The organism is Asanoa hainanensis, from assembly GCF_900188485.1.
In the GTDB taxonomy this organism is placed as follows: domain Bacteria; phylum Actinomycetota; class Actinomycetes; order Mycobacteriales; family Micromonosporaceae; genus Asanoa; species Asanoa hainanensis.
The window spans coordinates 57,763-76,792 of sequence record NZ_FZPH01000021.1 but is presented as its reverse complement, the minus strand read 5'-3'; the positions used below and the strand labels follow the sequence as shown (position 1 = coordinate 76,792).

17 protein-coding genes, 2 tRNA genes and 1 pseudogene are annotated in these 19,030 nt (G+C 72.3%); 11 read left to right on the top strand and 9 right to left on the bottom strand.

Features of this window, described 5'->3' with window-relative positions; translation table 11 throughout:
* The first annotated feature begins 12 nt into the window (after window positions 1-12).
* Window positions 13-912, top strand: coding sequence for a S1C family serine protease (locus tag CHC05_RS35430; protein WP_089255003.1), 900 nt, complete (start codon window positions 13-15; stop codon window positions 910-912).
* Here CHC05_RS35430 and CHC05_RS35425 read toward each other — a convergent pair.
* Window positions 909-1,715 carry an alpha/beta hydrolase family protein gene (locus tag CHC05_RS35425; protein ID WP_089255002.1) on the bottom strand — a complete coding sequence of 269 codons (807 nt, stop codon included), beginning with the start codon at window positions 1,713-1,715 and terminating at the stop codon, window positions 909-911. The genes CHC05_RS35430 and CHC05_RS35425 overlap by 4 nt on opposite strands.
* 56 nt (window positions 1,716-1,771) lie before the next feature.
* Here CHC05_RS35425 and CHC05_RS35420 point away from each other — a divergent pair, with 56 nt between their 5' ends.
* Window positions 1,772-2,389, top strand: coding sequence for a CGNR zinc finger domain-containing protein (locus CHC05_RS35420; protein ID WP_089255001.1), 618 nt, complete (start codon window positions 1,772-1,774; stop codon window positions 2,387-2,389).
* Here the strand turns inward: CHC05_RS35420 and CHC05_RS35415 are convergent.
* From CHC05_RS35415 to CHC05_RS35405, 3 genes are all read right to left on the bottom strand, one after another.
* Window positions 2,386-3,228 carry a 3-methyladenine DNA glycosylase gene (locus CHC05_RS35415; protein WP_089255036.1) on the bottom strand — a complete coding sequence of 281 codons (843 nt, stop codon included), beginning with the start codon at window positions 3,226-3,228 and terminating at the stop codon, window positions 2,386-2,388. The genes CHC05_RS35420 and CHC05_RS35415 overlap by 4 nt on opposite strands.
* A 69-nt stretch (window positions 3,229-3,297) precedes the next feature.
* Complete coding sequence (locus CHC05_RS35410; protein ID WP_144022913.1) at window positions 3,298-3,708, bottom strand: tellurite resistance TerB family protein; 411 nt, start codon at window positions 3,706-3,708, stop codon at window positions 3,298-3,300.
* A gap of 52 nt (window positions 3,709-3,760) precedes the next feature.
* Entirely contained in the window at window positions 3,761-4,522 is a 762-nt protein-coding gene (locus CHC05_RS35405) for an SAM-dependent methyltransferase (protein ID WP_179266512.1), read from the bottom strand.
* An 84-nt stretch (window positions 4,523-4,606) separates the two neighbouring features.
* Here CHC05_RS35405 and CHC05_RS35400 point away from each other — a divergent pair, with 84 nt between their 5' ends.
* The 3 genes from CHC05_RS35400 (at window position 4,607) to CHC05_RS35390 (ending at window position 5,708) form a co-directional block, all read left to right on the top strand.
* The gene (locus tag CHC05_RS35400) at window positions 4,607-5,410 is read left to right on the top strand and encodes a fumarylacetoacetate hydrolase family protein (RefSeq protein WP_089254998.1); all 804 of its coding nucleotides are present in this window, start codon (window positions 4,607-4,609) and stop codon (window positions 5,408-5,410) included.
* A 77-nt stretch (window positions 5,411-5,487) separates the two neighbouring features.
* Window positions 5,488-5,559, top strand: a tRNA-Gln gene (locus tag CHC05_RS35395).
* A gap of 76 nt (window positions 5,560-5,635) precedes the next feature.
* A tRNA-Glu gene (locus CHC05_RS35390) sits at window positions 5,636-5,708 on the top strand.
* Window positions 5,709-5,868: 160 nt separating this feature from the next.
* Here the strand turns inward: CHC05_RS35390 and CHC05_RS35385 are convergent.
* The gene (locus CHC05_RS35385) at window positions 5,869-6,555 is read right to left on the bottom strand and encodes an IclR family transcriptional regulator (RefSeq protein ID WP_089254997.1); all 687 of its coding nucleotides are present in this window, start codon (window positions 6,553-6,555) and stop codon (window positions 5,869-5,871) included.
* A gap of 49 nt (window positions 6,556-6,604) precedes the next feature.
* On the opposite strand from CHC05_RS35385, the gene leuC reads away from it, so the two are divergent.
* From leuC to CHC05_RS35365, 4 genes are all read left to right on the top strand, one after another.
* Complete coding sequence (gene leuC / locus CHC05_RS35380; RefSeq protein ID WP_089254996.1) at window positions 6,605-8,059, top strand: 3-isopropylmalate dehydratase large subunit; 1,455 nt, start codon at window positions 6,605-6,607, stop codon at window positions 8,057-8,059.
* Between the two features lie 26 nt (window positions 8,060-8,085).
* Window positions 8,086-8,673, top strand: a complete 588-nt coding sequence (gene leuD, locus CHC05_RS35375) for a 3-isopropylmalate dehydratase small subunit (RefSeq protein ID WP_089254995.1) — start codon at window positions 8,086-8,088, stop codon at window positions 8,671-8,673.
* A gap of 184 nt (window positions 8,674-8,857) precedes the next feature.
* Window positions 8,858-9,451 (top strand): HU family DNA-binding protein, encoded by a 594-nt coding sequence (locus tag CHC05_RS35370; RefSeq protein ID WP_089254994.1) that lies wholly within the window; start codon window positions 8,858-8,860, stop codon window positions 9,449-9,451.
* Between the two features lie 119 nt (window positions 9,452-9,570).
* The gene (locus CHC05_RS35365) at window positions 9,571-11,466 is read left to right on the top strand and encodes an endonuclease/exonuclease/phosphatase family protein (protein WP_089254993.1); all 1,896 of its coding nucleotides are present in this window, start codon (window positions 9,571-9,573) and stop codon (window positions 11,464-11,466) included.
* Between the two features lie 69 nt (window positions 11,467-11,535).
* Here the strand turns inward: CHC05_RS35365 and CHC05_RS35360 are convergent, their stop codons facing one another.
* The 4 genes and pseudogenes from CHC05_RS35360 to cofC all read right to left on the bottom strand — a co-directional run.
* Entirely contained in the window at window positions 11,536-12,420 is an 885-nt protein-coding gene (locus CHC05_RS35360) for an NUDIX domain-containing protein (RefSeq protein ID WP_089255035.1), read from the bottom strand.
* A complete protein-coding gene (locus tag CHC05_RS35355; RefSeq protein ID WP_089254992.1) occupies window positions 12,408-13,937 on the bottom strand; it encodes a CYTH and CHAD domain-containing protein in 1,530 nt (509 codons plus the stop codon). Before CHC05_RS35355 ends, CHC05_RS35360 begins: the two co-directional genes overlap by 13 nt.
* Before the next feature lie 13 nt (window positions 13,938-13,950).
* Entirely contained in the window at window positions 13,951-16,263 is a 2,313-nt protein-coding gene (locus tag CHC05_RS35350; protein WP_425426894.1) for an RNA degradosome polyphosphate kinase, read from the bottom strand.
* Between the two features lie 276 nt (window positions 16,264-16,539).
* Window positions 16,540-17,163: pseudogene (gene cofC / locus CHC05_RS42880) on the bottom strand (2-phospho-L-lactate guanylyltransferase); the annotation flags it as partial.
* 107 nt (window positions 17,164-17,270) lie between these two features.
* Here cofC and CHC05_RS35340 point away from each other — a divergent pair.
* Both CHC05_RS35340 and CHC05_RS35335 read left to right on the top strand, forming a co-directional pair.
* On the top strand, window positions 17,271-18,038 hold the full coding sequence (locus CHC05_RS35340; RefSeq protein ID WP_089254990.1) for a lysophospholipid acyltransferase family protein: 768 nt from the start codon (window positions 17,271-17,273) through the stop codon (window positions 18,036-18,038).
* Window positions 18,035-19,030, top strand: a complete 996-nt coding sequence (locus CHC05_RS35335; RefSeq protein ID WP_089254989.1) for an NAD(P)H-dependent glycerol-3-phosphate dehydrogenase — start codon at window positions 18,035-18,037, stop codon at window positions 19,028-19,030. The genes CHC05_RS35340 and CHC05_RS35335 overlap by 4 nt, the downstream gene beginning before the upstream one ends.

The following is a 19,030-nucleotide window of genomic DNA, read 5'->3' as shown; positions in this document are numbered from 1 at the left end:
AAGGGACAGGCGATGACGACCACACCGACGAGCCCAACGGGTCTCGGCGAGCCGCGTGGCCCCGAGTACGTCTCGCCCGACCTCGACCTGATCGGCGGCGGCGCCGGACCGCCCGGTGGGCCCGGTCGGGGGCGGCGGTCCTTCTCGACGGCCGGCTGGCGGCGGGCCGCGCTCGTCGGGGCCGCGGTGGTCCTGGTCTCGGCCGCCTCCGGCGGGCTGGCCGGCGGCCTGGTGGCACGCCAGGAGAACGGCGCGGGCGCGCCGTCGCCCACGCCGAGCGCGGCGGCCGGCGGACTGTCCGGCGACATGATCAATGCGGCCAAGAACACCCTCGACGGCGTGGTCTCGGTGGAGGTGCGGGCCGCGGACGGCAGCGTGTCCGGTGGCTCGGGCTTCGCGCTCGACGGCAACCAGAACATCGTCACCAACGACCACACGCTGGGCACGGGCGAACCCAAGGCGGTGTACGTGGAGACGCCGTCCGGTCGGCGGATCCAGGCCACATTGGTCGGTCGGGACCCGGACCGGGACATCGCGGTGCTGAAGGTGCCGCCGAGCACCGGCCTGCGCCCGCTGCCGTTGGCCAAGACCGGCACGACCCAGGTGGGTGAGCCCGTGATCGCCGTCGGGTCACCGCTCGGGCTGTCCGGGACGGTCACCGCCGGCATCGTCAGCGCGCTCGACCGCGAGGTGAAGCTGCCGAAGGGCCGGCGCCAGACGGCGATCCAGACCGACGCCTCGATCAACCCCGGCAACTCCGGCGGGCCGCTGGTCAACGGGAGCGGCGAGGTCGTCGGGGTCAACACGGCGATCGCGTCGCTGGAAGGCGGCGGCTCGATCGGGATCGGGTTCGCGATCCCGATCGAGCAGGCATCCCAGGCGGCCGACCGGATCATCGCCGGTGGTGGTTAGGCCTTCCACCGCGAGGTGAGCCAGGCCTCCCGGTCGGCGCGGGCGGCAGCGTCGAGCTCGTGCCCCGCGCCGGGGTAGAGGCGGTAGTCCGTGGGCTGCTCCGCCAGGGACACGAGCGTGCGGCGGGTCGAGTCGGGCACGAAGAAGTCGGGCTCGGCGAACTGGAACAGCAGGGGCACGCCGCCGCGGTCGGCCACGTACCGGATCGGGTCGACGGGCTCGAACAGCTTCTCGTAGGCGATCGTGGCGTCGCCGGAGAGGCCGAGGAAGAAGGTCGCGAACCAGTTGCCGAACGTGGCGTCGACGTTCATCGCCACCACGGCGTGAATCCGGTCCCGGTCGACCGAAGCGAGCAGCAGCCCGTACATGCCGCCGTAGTCGTGGCCGACCACCGCGATCCGCGACCGGTCGACGTCCGGCCGGGCGGTCAGCAGGTCGAGCCCGCGGCGCAGCCGTACGGTCTGGGCCACCACGTTGGCGACGTCCCGGCGGTCGCCGACCGGGTCGACCGACCACGGGAACGTCAGGTCCGGTAGCAGCGCGACGGCGCCCTGGCGGGCCTGGTCCACCGCCTCGTCGAGGAACTCCAGGCGGCTGCTGGTCGGGTTGGGCGGCTCGAACCAGTGCAGGTAGAGGACGGCCGGGTAGCGGCCCGGGCGGGCCGGCTCGACCAGGTAGGCGCGCACGGGATCACCGTCGCGCGCGGCGTAGGTGATGTCGTGGACCAGCACGCCACCGCGTTCCTCGACTCCGTGCTGGGTGACGGAGACCGGCCCTCCTAACGAGCTTAACGTCCCAAACATGTTAGGCACGGTACGGCTGTCGGGTTTAACAGGTCAAGGCCCTTAGACTCGTTAGGGTGTTGAGCGTCGAACTGCGACCGGCCCGCCCGATCGCCCACGCCCTGGGGGGTCGGCTGTCGCTGGCCCTGGTCAACAGCGTGCTGTGGCGGCGGTCGGCCGAGCCGGTCGAGCGCATCACGGACTACCCGGCGCTGGCCGGCTACCTGCGCGACGCGGGCGGGCTCGACGACGCCGCGCTGACCGACCTGGAGGCCGGCGCCGCCGCCGAGCCGGCCGCCGCCACGGCGGCCCTGGATCGGGCCCTGGCGCTGCGTGAGGCGCTGTTCCGGCTCTTCTCCGCGGTCGCGGCCGGCGCCGAACCGGACGGCGCCGACCTCGCCGTGCTGGACCGGGTCTTCCGGGCCGGCATGCGGCAGATCCGGGTGGGCGTCGGCGACGGACGCGGCTACCGGCCGGGCTGGACGGGCCTGGACGTGCCGTCCTGGGAGGCGGCCGCCGACGCGGTGGCGGTGCTCGGCTCACCCGACGCCCCGCCCCTCAAGCAGTGCCCGGGCGAGACCTGCGGCTGGCTGTTCGTCGACGAAAGCCGCAACCACAGTAGACAGTGGTGCGACAGCCGGATGTGCGGCAACCGGGCCCGGGCCCGCCGCCACTACCAGAAGCGGCGCGCCTAGATCGCCGCCACCAGCCGGGCGCGCAGTGGCGCGGCGCGGTCGGCGAACGCGCGCTGGGCGGCGGCGTACTCGGCGCGGCCCGCCGCCGTCTCGATCCGCACCGGCGGGTAGCCGAGCTCGGCCAGGTCGTACGGGCTGGCCCGCATGTCGAGGGTGCGGATGTCGTGCGCCAGCGCGAAACAGTCGGCCACCAGCTCGCTGGGCACCAGCGGCGAGAGCTTGTAGGCCCACTTGTAGAGGTCCATGTTCGCGTGCAGGCAGCCCGGCTGCTCCAGTTCGTGCTGGAGCTCCCGGGTCGGGGTCAGCACGTTGAGCGGGCGGGCCGGGGCGGTGAAGAACCGGAACGCGTCGAAGTGGCTGCAGCGCACCCCGCGCTCCTCGACGACGGTGGCGGTCTCGGCGGGGGAGAGCCGCAGCGGCCAGGCGTCGTGCCGGACCTCCTGCTGCGTCTGCCGGTAGACCATCGCCCACTCGTGCATGCCGAAGCAGCCCAGCTGAGCGGGGCGGGCGGCGGTGCGGGTGAGCAGGGTGCGGATCCAGGCGATCGAGTCGGCCCGGCGCTCGCGTACGCCATCGGTGTCGACCGTGACCCCCGCGGGCCGGGCGACGTAGTCGCGGCCCAGCTCGTCGACGGTGGCGTCGGCCAGGAACACCCCGGCACCGGGGTGCCAGCGGCGCAGCTGGGCGGGCCGGTGGGAGTAGTAGGTGAACAGGAAGTCCTCGACCGGATGCCGCCGGCCGGCCTTGCGGCGGCTCAGGTGCGGCCCGACCCACCCGTCGACCCGCTGCTCGTGCGCGAGCCGACGGGCGACCCAGGCGGGGCGCTCCAGAACCGTCATGCGCCCCAGCGTAGCCAGCGGTGGCGCCGCGCCCTCCGTGCGTGCGGCGCCACCGTCGGCCAACGCGGGTCAGCCGCCCAGGGCGGACCGGATCTTGTTGATCATCTGCGTCTCGTTGTCGCTGACGCCGCCCTGCGCCTTCGCGACCTGGTCGCAGGCGCTCATGATCGTGTTGCGGAAGTTCTGCTGGTCCTGGGGCGACTTCGACAGGATCTGCATCGACTGCTGCAGCCCCGACATGACGCCGCTTTCCATGTCGCCCTGCGAGCCCTTGGGCATCTTCGGCATGCCGCCGCTGCCCTTGAAGATTTCCTGCATCTCAGGGGAGGCGCCGCGGAGCGCCTTGGAGCCCGCGATCATCTCCTTGATCGTGCCCATGATCCCCGGGTCGGACTTCGAGACGAGCATCATCGCGCCCATCGCCGAGTTGCGCAGGGTGTCGCGCTCCTGGTCGGTGTAGCGCATGGTTTTGTCAGTCATGCCCAGATCCTGGCGTGGCCAGATGGCTCAGGGTGCGGAAACCGAGCAAGGTCTATAGGCCCGCTTTCCGCCCCAGGCCGCCGTACCATCCGGCCGGCAGGACGGGTGCCGCCGGCGCGGCCGGATGCCACCGGTCGGCGGACACCAGGCCGGGCCCGACCAGCCCGAAGCGATCGAAGATCGTGGTGATCTCGGCCCGGCTGCGCGGTCGCAACGTCAAACCGGAGGCCGCGTAGAGCTCGGCCACCCGGGCGGCCCGCTCCGGTGACAGGTCGGCGCTGCCGTGGCTGATCGCGAGATAGCTGCCCGGTGCGACCTGGTCGTAGATCGCGGCCGTGCCGGCCGCCGGCTCCTCGGCGTCGGGCACCAGGTGGTAGACGGCCAACGCCAGCACCGCGACCGGGCGCTCGAAGTCGATGTAGTGGCGGACGTCGCGGTGCCGCAACACGAGCTCCGGATCGCGCACGTCGGCCTGCACCACGGTGACGTCGGGGTTGCCGACGACGCCGATCCTGTTGTGCAGCACGGCCATCGGGTCGATGTCGACGTAGACCACCCGGCTGCCACAGGCCATCTCGTGGGTGTTGCGTGCGGTCGGCAGGCCGGCACCGAGGTCGAGAAACTGCCGCACACCGAGGTCGACCAGATGGCGCACCACCCGCCCCAGGAACGCCCTGCTGGCGCGCGCGGCAAGCGGAACCTCGGGACAGGCGGCCGTGACCGCGTCGGCCAACCGCCGGTCGGCCTCGCCGGCCCGGTCACCACCGAGGTGGTAATCCCACATGCGGGCCACATTGGGTTGCTCGTCGCGCACCGCGGACCTCCCCGTCCCGGCCCTTAGCATGCCAACCGCGGCGCCGTTGACGGGGACACCGTGTGCGACGGCTAAGTTTGAGGCGTGCGTATCGCTTTGTTCGCCCATTCCAACGGGCAGTCGTTCGGTGTCGTCGAGGGTGAGACCGGCGCGGGTGCCGACGCGCTCACCGTCGCCGAGATCGAGGGCCTGCCGTTCGGCGAGATCAAGTTCACCAACCGGCGCTGGGCGCTGGCCGACGTGCGGCTGCTGCCGCCGATGCTGCCCCGCAAAATCATCGCGGTCGGCCGCAACTACGCCGAGCACGCCTCCGAGCTGGGCAACGAGGTGCCCAAGGAACCGCTGCTCTTCCTCAAGCCCCCGTCGTCCGTGATCGGGCCCGGCGACGCGATCGAGCTGCCGATCCAGTCGAAGCAGGTGGAGCACGAGGCCGAGCTGGCCGTCGTGATCGGTCTGCAGGGCGCCCGCCGGGTCGACCGGGCCGGGGCCGAGCGGGCCATCTTCGGCTACACCGCCGCCAACGACGTGACCGCGCGCGACCTCCAACGCACCGACGGTCAGTGGACCCGGGCCAAGGGCTTCGACACCTTCTGCCCGATCGGCCCGTGGATCGTCACGGACCTCGACGTCAGCAACCTCGAGGTGCGCTGCGAGGTCGGCCGCCCGCCGGAGGAGCTCGAGGTGCGCCAGCTCGGCAACACCCGCGACATGGTCTTCGACATCCCGACGATCGTGTCCTACGTCTCGCACGTGATGACGCTGGGCCCGGGCGACGTGATCCTGACCGGCACCCCCGCCGGGGTGAGCCCGATCCTGGCCGGTGAGACGGTTTCCGTGCGGATCGAGGGCATCGGCGAGCTGACCAACCCGGTCACCGCCATCGACTGAGATCGAACCGGGGGTGGCGGATTTGTGGGTCGCCACCCCCTCCGGTAAAGTTCTCACTCGGCGCTTCCGAGCGCCAATGGGGTATGGGGTAATTGGCAGCCCAACTGATTCTGGTTCAGTTAGTCTAGGTTCGAGTCCTGGTACCCCAGCAACGATGCCGACATGGCACCGGCGCTGGACTCTGGTAGAGTTCCGCTCCGTCGCCACAACGACATCGGAAGTCCTGGCCCCGTCGTCTAGCGGCCTAGGACGCCGCCCTCTCAAGGCGGTAGCGTGGGTTCGAATCCCATCGGGGCTACACAGAGCAACCCCTCGAGCAATCGGGGGGTTTTTCTTTGCCCAAAATCAAGTGCGGCTTTCCCAGGTCCGCCGGCGGCACGACCGTTGCTCCCGCCGGGGATCACTCCGCTTCGCTCCGTTTGCCAGGTCCGCGGCGGGAACAGGTCTGTCCAATAGGGTCAGAGGCCGGACAACCGCTGCCCGGCGCGGACTACGGCCATCGCGTGGCGGTCGCCGGGGCGGCGGCCCAGGCGCTCTATCGGGCCTGAGACGCTGATCGAGGCGATTACGCGGCCCGTGCGGTCGCGGATGGGTGCCGAGACGCTGGCTACGCCGGGCTCGCGCTCGGCGACGCTCTGGGCCCAGCCTCGGCGGCGGACCTCGGCCAGCGTGCGGCCGGTAAACTTGCACCGTGGCAGCAGGGGCATGACCGCCTCCGGCGGCTCCCAGGCGAGCAGGATCTGGGCGGCCGAGCCGGCCGTCATCGGCAGCACCGAACCGACCGGCACCGTGTCGCGCAGGCCACTGGCCCGTTCCGCGGCGGCGACACAGATCCGTTCGTCCGCACGGCGCAGATAGAGCTGGGCGCTCTCGCCGGTCGCGTCCCGCAATGCGGACAGCAGCGGCTCGGCGGCGGTGAGCAGCACATCGGGCGCCGCGTTGGCCAACTCGCCCAGGCGCGGGCCGGGACGCCAGCGCCCCTGCGTGTCCCGCACGAGCATGCGATGGATCTCCAACGCCTGCGCCAGTCGGTGTGCGGTGGCCCTCGGCAACCGGGTCCGCTCCACCAGTTCGGCCAGGCTGGCGCCGTCGACACAGGCCGCGAGGATCACTACCGCCTTGTCGAGGACGCCGACACCGCTCATACTGTGTCCCACAAGCCGAAACATACCTCCCAGAATTTAGGATGTCCAGATGGTGGGAGTCACTCCGAAGCCAACGTCGCCGAGGACCCTGGCCGAGAAGGTCTGGGACGCTCACGTGGTGCGATCCGCCGAGGGTGAGCCGGATCTGCTCTTCATCGACCTGCACCTGCTGCACGAGGTGACCAGCCCGCAGGCGTTCGACGGGCTGCGCGCCGCCGGCCGCACCGTGCGCCGCACGGATCTCACCCTTGCCACCGAAGACCACAACACGCCCACGGGTTACAGCAACCCGGCGTTCAACCTTCGACGCGGTGACCCGCTGACGATCGCGGACCCGACGTCGCGCACGCAGATCGAGACCCTGCGCCGCAACTGCGCCGAGTTCGGCGTCAAGCTGCATTCGCTGGGCGACGACAACCAGGGCATCGTGCACGTGATCGGCCCGCAGCTCGGTGTCACGCAGCCCGGTCTGACCATCGTGTGCGGCGACTCACACACCGCGACCCACGGCGCTTTCGGCGCCCTGGCCTTCGGCATCGGCACCAGCGAGGTGGAGCACGTGCTGGCCACCCAGACGCTGCCGCAGTCGCGCCCGAAGACCATGGCCGTCAACGTGGTCGGCGACCTGGCGCCCGGCGTCACCGCCAAAGACCTTGTGCTGGCGCTGATCGCACAGGTCGGCACCGGCGGCGGCCGCGGCCACATCGTGGAATACCGGGGCCAGGCGATCCGCGACCTCTCCATGGAGGGCCGCATGACGATCGCCAACATGTCGATCGAGTGGGGCGCCAAGGCAGGCATGATCGCGCCGGACGAGACCACCTACGCCTACCTCAAGGGCCGGCCGTACGCGCCGCAGGGCGACGCCTGGGACGCCGCGCTGGACCACTGGCGCAGCCTGCCGACCGACGACGGTGCGGTCTTCGACACCGAGGTGACCCTCGACGCCACGCGGATCAGCCCGTTCGTCACGTGGGGAACCAACCCGGGTCAGGGCGTGCCGCTGGACGCTTCCGTGCCCGCGCCGGAGGACTTCGTTCTCGAGGGCGAGCGGACGGCGGCCACCCGCGCACTGGAATACATGGCGCTGACGCCCGGCACCCCGATGCGCGACCTCACCGTCGACGTGGTCTTCGTCGGCTCGTGCACCAACGGGCGACTGGAGGACCTGCGCGCCGCGGCCGACGTGATCCGGGGCCACCGGGTCGCCGACGGCGTGCGGATGCTCGTCGTGCCCGGTTCCGCGGCGGTCCGCGAGGCCGCCGAGATGGAGGGCCTCGACAAGGTCTTCGCAGACGCGGGTGCCGAGTGGCGGTTCGCCGGCTGCTCCATGTGCCTCGGCATGAACCCCGACACGCTCTCGCCCGGCCAGCGTTGCGCCTCCACCTCCAACCGCAACTTCGAGGGCCGCCAGGGCCGCGGCGGCCGGACCCACCTCGTTTCGCCACCCGTCGCCGCCGCCACCGCCGTGCGGGGCCGGCTGGCGTCGCCGGCGGACCTGTGACGTCGGCGACATAGGGAGAAGAGAAGATGGACAAGTTCACCGTGCACACCGGCACCGCGGTCCCGCTGCGGCGGTCCAACGTGGATACCGACCAGATCATCCCGGCGGTGTACCTCAAGAGGGTGACGCGCACCGGCTTCGCCGACGGCCTGTTCTCCGCCTGGCGCGAGGACCCGTCGTTCGTGCTCAACAACGAGGCCTACGCCGGCGGCACCGTGCTCGTCGCCGGTCCGGAGTTCGGCACCGGGTCATCGCGCGAGCACGCCGTGTGGGCCTTGCGCGACTTTGGTTTCCGGGCCGTCGTCTCGCCGCGGTTCGGCGACATCTTCCGTGGCAACGCTCTCAAGGAGGGCCTGCTGCCGGTCGAGCTCGAACTGCCGGCTGTGGAAGAGCTGTGGGCGTTGGTCGAGGCCGAGCCCACCACTGCCGTGACGGTCGACCTCGAGAAGCGTGAACTCCGTGCGGGTGACCACGTTTGGGCGTTCCCGCTCGACGACTTCAGCCGTTGGCGGCTACTCGAAGGGCTTGACGACATCGGTCTGACCTTGCGGCATGAGGCGGAAATCACGCAGTATGAGCAGCACCGACCGGCGTTCCTGCCGGCTATCGGATAGCTCTTTCTCGGCCACACGGCCGGTCCCAGCCGCTGATTCGCCCCCTCCGGACTCCACCGGAGGGGGCGAATCCGTTACGACACAACGCCTTTTTTCGGCAAGATGTTTGTGTACCGACGACAATGGGCATACGGTGCGCGCAGAATGGCTCGCGTTGAGGCCATGCAAACATCGGAGGGAAGTTGTGAACAAAGCCGAGCTCATCGAGGCGCTGGCCGCTCGCCTGGGGGACCGGAAGACGGCGACGGCGGCGCTCGACGCGGTCCTCACCGAGGTCCAGCAGGCAGTCACCAAGGGCGACCGGGTGGCCATCACTGGTTTCGGTGTCTTCGAAAAGCGCGTGCGTGGTGCCCGAACAGCCCGCAACCCGCGCACCGGCGAAGCGGTGAAGGTCAAGAAGACGTCCGTCCCGGCATTCCGCGCCGGTGCGGGCTTCAAGGAGATGGTCGCTGCCGGCCGCGTGCCGAAGGCCGCCGCCGCCAAGAAGACCACCGCCAAGGCGACGACCGCCAAGGCGACGACCGCCAAGGCCACCACGGCCAAGGCCACCACCGCCACGAAGGCGGCGGCCGCCAAGAAGACCGCCACCGCGACGAAGAAGGCCGCTCCCGCCAAGACGGCCGCCAAGTCGACCGCGGCGAAGACCACCACCGCCCGCAAGGCGGCGACCGCCAAGAAGACCAGCACCGCGGCCGCCAAGAAGACCACCACGGCACGCACCACCGCCGCGGCGAAGAAGGCCCCGGCCCGGAAGGCGCCGGCCAAGAAGGCCCGCTGACCAGACGAGACGACGAAGGCGCCCACCGGAGCTCGGTGGGCGTCTTGGTCTGTCCGGGCCCGTCCGCTGTGGACGGGTGACCGCCAGGCCATAGACGCGGGTCGGTCGCGCTGGCGAGAATGTCTCGGGTGCGCCGCCCTCTTGTTGTCGCCGTCGGGATCGCCCTCGGTGTGATCCTGCTGACGGACGTGCTCCGCGTCTGGCTTCCGTCAATCATCACCATCTTCGGCCAGGCGGCCTCGACGCCGGCCGAGCTGATGGGTGGCTTCGCGCTGCTGTGGTTCGCCGCCGCGTTCGCGGTCGTGCCGTTGCTGCGCCCGTCGGGGCCCCGCCGGGTGGCGTTCGTGGCGGGCATCGCGCTCGCCGCCTGCCGCCTCGGTCTGCTCGCCACCGACGGCGGGCAACCACAGCTCTATCTCGCCAGCGCCGGTCTGTTGGCCGGTCTCGCCTGGCTCGCCGCGCTCGCGGTCGGCGGCGCGCAACCCGTGCCCGGCCTCGTTCTCGGCCTCGCGGCGGGCACGGCAACGCACGCCGCCGTCGGCACGTTCGACCTGACGTGGCGCGGCGGAGCGCTCGGATGGTCGGTGACAGCCCTGCTGTGCCTGGCATTCGGCGCGCTGCTGCCCGCATTGACCAACCACACAACCGGATCCGTGCCGGGCCCCGCGGCGTGGTTCGTGGTCGGGCCCGTCCTGCTGTTGTGGACGATGGTCGCGGGCTCACCGGCCCTCGCCGGCACCGCCGTCTCCTACGCACTCGGCGCGGAAAAGGGAATCGCCGGTCCCGGCCCGGATTCGGCCGTCGCGGTCGCGGCGCTGCTGGCGCTGTCGGTCGGCCTGTTGGCGGCGGGCGCGTCGCTGCCGCGGCCGTCCCGCGCGGTCGCGGTCGCGGCAGTGGTCACGCTCGGAGTCGGCACGGCCACGTTCGGGCTGTCCTGGGGATCCGGTCTGCTCGTGGCGATCCCGGCTACCGCACTGGGCCTCGGCCTGTCGCTGTGCGCCACCGGTTGTCGCACCGAAGACCCCGATCCGGCGACGGGCTCGCGCCGGCGCGGCTTCGCGGCGGTCGGTGGCCTGACCGTGTTCGCCGTGGCGGCGGTGCTGTACTACGCCTCATATGACATCGGCTACCCCAACGAGTGGGTGCCACCCGCGGTCGCGGTCGTCGTCGCGGTTGTCGCCGCCCGACCGCCGTACCCCCGCGTGGTCGTGCACCGTTCCTGGCCCTGGACCGCCGTTCCCGTGGCCATGGCGGTGACCCTGTTGGCCGCGTTGCTGATGCCCGCCGGCGCGGGAAGCGCGGCCGGCCCGGCCACGCCCGGCGCGATCCGGGTGGTGGCCTACAACATCCGGATGGGCTTCGGCCTCGACGGCCGGTTCGACCTGGCCGGGCTGACCGCCGCGATCGAGGAGCAGCGCCCGGACGTGGTGTTGCTCAGCGAGGTCGACCGCGCCTGGCTGCTCAACGGCGGCCACGACACGCTCGCACTGCTCGCCGAACGGCTCGACCTGCCGTTCCGCTTCGCGCCCGCCGCCGACGCGGTCTGGGGCGACGCCGTGCTGACCCGGCTTCCGGTGCGGCGGACCGCGACCAGCCGGTTGCGGGCGGTCGGCGCGCCCACCGGCGCCCAGGCGCTCGGCGTCGTGCTCGACGTGGGCGGCACGGAGGTCGCGGTCGTCTCCACCCACCTGCAACCGCCGCCGGACGGCGGACCCGTGAGTCAGGCGCGCGAGGTCGCGGCCTTCGCGCGCGGCCTCGCCGCCGGCCGCCCACTGGTCGTCGGCGGCGACCTCAACACGCAGCCGGGCGACGCGGCGTTCGCCGCTTTCACCGAGGCCGGGCTGGTCGACGGGTTCGCCGCCCACCGCCCGCTGCTCACGTCGCCGGCCGACGCGCCCCGGGAGCAGATCGACCACCTGTTGGTGTCACCGGGAATCAGCGTGACCGAGGTCGTCGCGCCCCGGACCGAGGCGTCCGACCACCTTCCCGTGGCGGCCACCCTCCAGCTTCCCTGAGACCGCCGGCGCGCCCGCTCAGATCAACCAGAGCGCGATCAGGGCGCTCCGGGGTGGTCCAGGCAACCCTCACAGGCGGTCGGCGGCGAGAGCGCCTTCGGCGGTGAAGGCGACGAGCCAGCCGCCGCCCTTGGGGGTGTGGTGGTCGTCGGACTTGCTAGTGCCCACCAGGTGGGCCAGCGCGCCCGGCATCACCTTGCCCTGGCTGCAGGCGACGAAGTCGGCGCCCTCGGCGGCGAGCTCGGCCAGCCGGCCGGCGGTGGAGAGGGCCTTCTCGTCCGGGTCCTGGCCCGGTTTTGGCTCGTCGAGCGCGGAGTCCGCCACGACCGGCAGGTCGACCAGGCCGGCCAGCGGTTCGAGGGTCTGCACGCACCGCAGCGGAGTCGCCGACACCAGGCGGGCCGGGCGCACCAGGGCCAGCAGCGGCGCCAGCTCGGCCGCCCGGTCCCGGCCGGGCTTGTCGAGCGGCCGGGCGGAGTCCGGGCCGGACCAGGTGCTCCGCTTGCCGGCGTGGGCGTGCCGCACCAGCCCGCAGACGGTGGTGACCGGTGGCAGCGCGGCGAAGTCCCGGACCACCTTGGTGTCGTGGGAGTAGGTGAGCAGCGCGAGCGCGTCGTCCACGGACAGCCAACGGGTCTCGTTGACCTCGTCGGAGTCCTCGACCAGGGCGGGTTCCTCGGTCGCGTAGCGCATCGACCAGTAGTCGACCGTCTTCGGGAAGCCCTCGCGCACCGTGTAGCGCACGCCCGGGAGGCGCACCTGCGGCACGGCGTGCACGCCCGTCTCCTCGGCCACCTCGCGCACCGCGGCGGCCAGCGGATGCTCGCCGGGCTCCAGCTTGCCCTTGGGCAGCGACCAGTCGTCGTACCGCTCGCGATGCACGAGACAGATCTCCACGCCCCGCCCGGCCGGCCGCCACACCACGCCGCCGGCGGCGCGGATCAGGGCAACCATCGCGTCCTTGTCGGCTCGGCGGCGACCGCCCACGCCTCGGGGAACGCGGCGCGGACGGCGCGGATCGACGCCCGCTCGCGCTCGTAGAGGCGGCCGGCGACGACCGCGAGATCGGTGTCACCGGGTGTCTCGGCGGCCAGCGCGACCCAGGTGTCGGCCGCGACCGCGGCGTCCTGGTGCTCGCCCAGCAGGTTCTGCACCTTGCCGAGCGCCTTGGCCAGCTTCGCGGCCGGGCCACCGATCACGGACGAGACCGCGTCCACGGCGTACCGGGCCCGCTTGCCGTTGATCCGCACCGCGTGCCAGCGCTCGTCGGCGGCCAGCGGGTCGAGGTCGGCGGCGCCGTCGACGCCCTTGGCGCCGTAGGCCAGCCGCCGCCAGGGCTTGGCCACCATGCGAGGCAGCAGCCGCAGCGCCGGCTGGGCCGCGGTGGACGAGACCTGAGGCTCGCGGGCCGCGTCGACGAGCAGGTCGAGCAGCGCGTGGTAGCGGGGGCTGCGCAGTGCCTCGTCGACGTTGGCCAGCGCCTGCCGCTGCCGCGCGTCGAGCGCCTCGTCGAGCCGGGCGACGGCGGCCGGGTCGACCGGGCAGAGCGGGTCGGCGTTCGCGGTGTGCTGGAGGCGCTCGCGGAGCACCTCGGCGTCGCGTGCCTCGCCGAGCACGCCGGCGATCCAGCGGAGCTCGTCGCGGATCCGGCCGACCCACTCGCGGTCCAGCAGAGCGGCGAAGGTACGCAGGTCGCTGCGCAGCCGGCGACAACCGACGCGCATCTGGTGCACCGCGGTGTCGCCGTCGTCGAGCGGCTGGCCCAGACGCACCAGCGGGTCGTGCGCGAGGATCCGGCCGACGCCGGAGCGCACCGCGGCGACCACCACGTCGGCGGCGGACGGCTGGTCGGGCAGGTCGCCCGGCGGAGTCAGGTCGGGCGGCAACGCGGCCGCCGCGCCCAGGGCCCGCACGTGTTTGGGCGTGAACTCGCCCTCCGTCGCGCCGGCCCCGGTCAGCGCGCCCGCGACGGCCTCGAGCAGCCCGCGCTCGCCGGCCTTGCGCTCCACCTCGATCTCGCGGAACGCCATCCGCACGGCCTTGCCGTCGAACACGGTGACCGCGTCGTCGGCCACCTCCGCCAGCACGGTGCCCTCGGCGTCGGTCAGGTCGTACGCGTGCCGGACGGTCTGGATCTTCGCGGCTGGAGCCAGCGCCTCGCCGCGCGACCAGGCGGTGACCAGCGCCAGCAACTCGGCCGGCGGGTTGCCGGCCCGGCCCTTGCGGGAGACCTCGTGGCGCAGCCCGGGCACGGCCGCCGGCAGCTTCACGGTCCAGGGCGCGCTGTCACCCTTGCGGTGGCGCAGCGAAACGCCGGCGCGGGCCAGCCGCAGGTCAGGGGTGTCGTAGTAGGTCGCGGTCAGCGTGGCCGGCGGGGCCGAGACCACGGTGCCGCCAGCGGGGAGGCGGTCGATCAGATCGGGCAGCTGGAAGGCGTCGTCGGCGGCGAACTTGCGCTCCTCTTCGATCATCGACCTAGCCTAATCAGCTTGCCGTGCCGACGATACGGCGCAGCAACCGGTCCTGCACGTGCTCCAGCGGCTTGTCCAAAGTGGAAGTGCGTCGGGTCCAGCTGCCGTCGCCGTGCAACACGAACGTGTCGGTGTCGTCGCTCATCGACGCCTGCAGCACGCTGTCGAGCTCGGCCCGCGCGACCTGGTCGGTGACCAGCACCAGCGCCTCGACCCGGCGGTCGAGGTTGCGGTGCATCATGTCGGCGGAGCCGATCCAGAACTCGGTCTCGGGGTCGTTCGCGTCGACGCCGAACCGGAAGACCCGGGAGTGCTCGAGGAACCGGCCCAGGATCGAGTGCACCCGGATGTTGTCGGAGAGCCCGGGCACGCCCGGCCGCAGCGTGCACATGCCCCGGATGACCAGGTCGACGTGCACGCCGGCCTGGGACGCCCGGTAGAGCGCGTCCACGATCTCCTCGTCGACGAGGCCGTTGGCCTTCATCTGGACCAGGCCCTGGCCGCCGAGGCGGACCTTGTCGACCTCGCGGTCGATCCGCTCGATCAGGCCGCTGCGGATGCCGTGCGGAGCCACCAGCAACCGGCGGTACGCGGTCTGTCGGCTGTAGCCGGTCAGCACGTTGAACAGGTCCGTCAGGTCGGCGCCGACCTCCGGGTCGGCCGTCAGCATGCCGAAGTCCTCGTACAACCTGGCTGTCTTGGGGTGGTAGTTGCCGGTGCCGATGTGGCAGTAGCGGCGGATCTGGTTGCCCTCCTGGCGCACGACCAGGGCCGTCTTGCAGTGGGTCTTGAGCCCGACCAGCCCGTAGACCACGTGGCAGCCGGCGCGCTCCAGCATCCGGGCCCAGCCGATGTTGGCCACCTCGTCGAACCGCGCCTTGACCTCGACCAGCACCACCACCTGCTTGCCGGCGGTCGCGGCGTCGATCAGCGCGTCGACGATCGGGGAGTCGCCGCTGGTGCGGTAGAGCGTCTGCTTGATGGCCAGCACGTTCGGGTCGGCCGCGGCCTGCTCGATGAACCGCTGCACGCTGGTCGAGAACGAGTGGTACGGGTGGTGCACCAGGACGTCGCCGTCGCGCAGCACGGAGAACACGCTGCGCGGCACCTCGCCCTCGACCAACCGCGGGTGGGTGGCCGGCACGAACGGCCGGTCCTTGAGGTCGGGCCGGTCGACGTCGCCGTAGATCTGCCAGAGCGACGAGAGGTCGAGCAGGCCGCGTACCCGCAGGACGTCGCTGGCCTCCATGTCGAGCTCGCGGACCAGCAGGTCGAGCACGTGGTCGGAGATCGACGCGGCCACCTCGAGCCGCACCGGGGGACCGAACCGGCGCCGGGCCAGCTCCCGCTCCAGGGCCTGGAGCAGGTCTTCGTCGCGGTCCTCGTCGACCTCGACGTCGGCGTTGCGGGTCACCCGGAACAGGTGGCACTCGACGACCTGCATGCCGGAGAAGAGCTGGCTCAGGTGGGTGGAGATGAGCTCCTCGACAGGCAGGAACCGGTTGGTGCGCCCGATCCGGACGAACCTCGGCACGTTGTTGGGCACCTTGACCCGGGCGAACAGCACCTGCCCACCGTCGGGGTCCTTCACCGAGACGGCGAGGCTGAGCGACCGGTTCGAGATGTACGGGAACGGGTGCGCCGGGTCGACGGCGAGCGGGGTCAGCACCGGGAACACGTGGTCGCGGAAGTAGGTGCGCATCTGCTCGCGCTCTTCCGCGGCGAGGTCGTCCCACTGGAGCAGCTCGATGCCCTCGGCGCTGAGCTTGGGCAGCACCTCGTCGACGAAGCAGGCCGCCTGGCGCGCGACCAGGTCGGCGGTCTTCTCGGCGACGAACTCGAGCTGGGTGCGCAACGGCATCTGGTCGCCGCCGCGGACGGGCAGCCCGGCCTGGAGGCGACGCTTGAGGCCGGCGACCCGCACCATGTAGAACTCGTCGAGGTTGCTGGCGAAGATGGCGAGGAACTTGGCCCGCTCCAGCAGCGGCGTCGACGGGTCCTCGGCGAGGGCCAGCACCCGGGCGTTGAAGTCCAGCCAGGACAGCTCGCGGTTGAGAAAGCGGTCCTCGGGCAACGGGTCCGAGCCGAGCGGCGGCACGTCGTCCGGCGGCGGCCCGTCGACGTGGTCGTTGGCGGTCGGCGGGGCCGGGTTCTCCGGCGCCGGTCCGTGCCCCGCGCGTGGTGCGCCGCGGCCGTGCGGTGCGGGCGCGCTGCGGGTCTCGGTCGGGCCGGCCGTCGGCAGACCCGTGACGGACACCAGGGCGGCATGTTCACTCGACGCGTCGAGGGGGAGGAACCGCCCGTCGGTTCCCCGCGGTCGTGGCATGCGTCGGCCGGGAGGTGTCTGGGTCACCCCATCATCATTACCTGATCGAGCTGAACGTGAAATGCACTTCAGTCGACTGGTGGCGGCTCAGGGCATCGTGGGGATGGTGAGGCGGGTCACCACTCCCGACGGGTCCTGTTCGATGCGCACGCGCTGGCCCAGGCGGAGCAGGCGCAGCCCCGAGGCGTCGAACGCGGCCGCCGGGTAGCTGAGCTCGCTGCCGTCGTCGAGCAGCACCGTGCCGGAGCGGCTGTCGGGGTCGTACGTGGCGACGGTGCCCTGCATGCCAGCACCGTAGCCCACGAGGCGCGCGGTGTGCGGTCCCAGCCCGAGCGCGGCGGCCGCGGCGAGATCGGCCGCCGTGTCCACATCACGGCGCAGGGTGGGCCACCGCCCGTCGAGGGGCACGGCGCCGGAGGCCGCGTGCGCTTTGGCGGACCCGGGACCGAAACGCGGATCCAGGGGTACGCCCAGCGGGGCGGTCAGCAGCACGGTGCCGGTGCCGGGGGCGTCAGCCGCATAGCTTCGGCGGGCGCCCGTTTCGTTGAGGGCCGCGGTGAGCTCGTGGTGGTCCAGCGCGGGGACGTCGGCCTGCAGCGCGGCCACCGGACGGCCGGTCGCCGCCGCCGCGCCCCGCGTGAAGGCCGGGTTGAGCCCGCCGCCGGCCGGCTCGGGCACCGTGCGAACGCCGAGCGCGGCCAGCGCGGCCGCGGCGCCCGCGTCGCCGGTGACGGCCACCACCTCGGCCACGTCCGCGCAGGCCAGCGCCGCCGTCGCGGTGTCCAGGGCGAGGGCCAGCGCGAGGGCCTCGTGGGGCACCCCGGGCAGCGCGCCGCGTAGGCGGCTCTTGCCCGCGGCGGGCGGCTTGACCGCCAGCACCACCGCCCAGTCCCCACGCACCCGCTTATCGTGCCAGGCTCCCTGGCTGGCCCTCCGCGCCCCGGAGCAGGCATGATTTCGCTGCGGGTCGCGCGGACGGGCGCGGTCGGCGGTGGCGAGGAGGCAGGGTGGCACGGCGGAGGCTCGGGTTCTGGCGACGGTTCGTGGTCGCCCTGGTCAAGCCGGTGCTGACCGGTTGGACCAAGCGCACCTGGACCGGGATGGAGCACATCCCGACCACCGGCGGCGCGATCATCGTGGCCAACCACCTGTCGCACGCGGACCCGGTGGTCATCGGGCACTACGTCTACGACGCCGGCCGGTGGCCGAGCTTCCTGGCCAAGGCCAGCGTGTTCCGGGTGCCGGTGGTCGGCTACATCATCAGCCGCTGCCAGCAGATCCCGGTCGAGCGCGGCTCGGTCGACGCGGCCCGCTCGCTGGACACGCTGGTCACGGCCGTCAAGGACGGCAGCAGCGTCATCATCTACCCCGAGGGCACCACCACCAAGGAGCCGGACCTCTGGCCGATGAAGGGCAAGACCGGCGCCGCCCGGCTGGCCCTGATCACCGGCGCACCGGTGATCCCCGTCGTGATGGACGGCCCGCAGGCGATGTTCGACCCGCGTACGGGCAAGGTCGGCCTGAAGGCCCGGATCCCGGTGCGGGTCAACGCCGGCGCGCCCATCGACCTGAGCAAGTGGGCGGGCGCGGCACCCACCCGGCACACCCTCGACGCGATGACCGAGGCGATCATGCTGCACCTCCGCGACATGCTGGCCGACCTGCGCGGCGTGACCGACCCGCCGCCGCTGTGGTCGCCGCCGCGCAAGCCGGCCGCGCGCACCGCGACGCAGGACGCGACCACCGACGCGCCGACGGGTGGTGACCCCGCATGAGTCACGTCGCCGTCCTCGGTGCCGGGTCGTGGGGCACCGCGTTCGCCAAGGTGCTCGGCGACGCCGGCCGCGACGTGACCATCTGGTCGCGCCGGGAGGTCGTCGCCGCGGGCATCCGGGAGACCGGGTGCAACCCGCACTACTTCCCCGACGTGCGGCTGCCGGAGCGGGTGACCGCCACCTCCGACGCCGGCAAGGCGATCGCCGGCGCGGAGATCGTGGTGCTCGCCGTGCCGTCGCAGACGCTCCGCGGCAACCTCGCCGACTGGCGGCCGTTCCTCGACTCCGACGCCACGCTGGTGTCGCTGATGAAGGGCATCGAGCTCGGCACCACCAAGCGGATGAGCGAGGTGGTGATCGAGGCCGCCCAGGTTCCGGCCGACCGGGTCGTCGTCGTCTCCGGCCCGAACCTGGCCCCCGAGATCGCCCGCGGGCAGCCGGCGGCGACGGTGGCGGCCGGCATCGACCTGCGCCGCGCGACGCTGGTGCAGGACGCGATCACGACGCCTTACATGCGGCCGTACACCAACGACGACGTCGTCGGCGCCGAGCTCGGTGGCGCCGTGAAGAACGTGATCGCGCTGGCCTACGGCATCGCCGAGGCGATGCGCCTCGGCGACAACATCAAGGCCACGCTGATCACCCGCGGCCTGGCCGAGACGGCCCGGCTCGGCGTCGCGCTCGGCGCTGACCCGCTGACCTTCGCGGGCCTGTCCGGGCTCGGCGACCTCGTCGGCACCTGCCACTCGCCGTTCTCGCGCAACCGGACGTTCGGCGAGCGGCTCGGCCGGGGCGAGACGCTGGAGCAGGCGCAGGCGGCGGTCGGGCAGACCGCCGAGGGCGTCAAGAGCTGCCTCGCGATCCGCGACCTCGCACGCAAGAACAACGTGGAGATGCCGATCACCGAGCAGGTGGAACGGGTCTGCCACGAGGGCGCCGACCCACGCGAGGCGCTGACCATCCTGATGACCCGCACCACGAAAGCCGAGTGA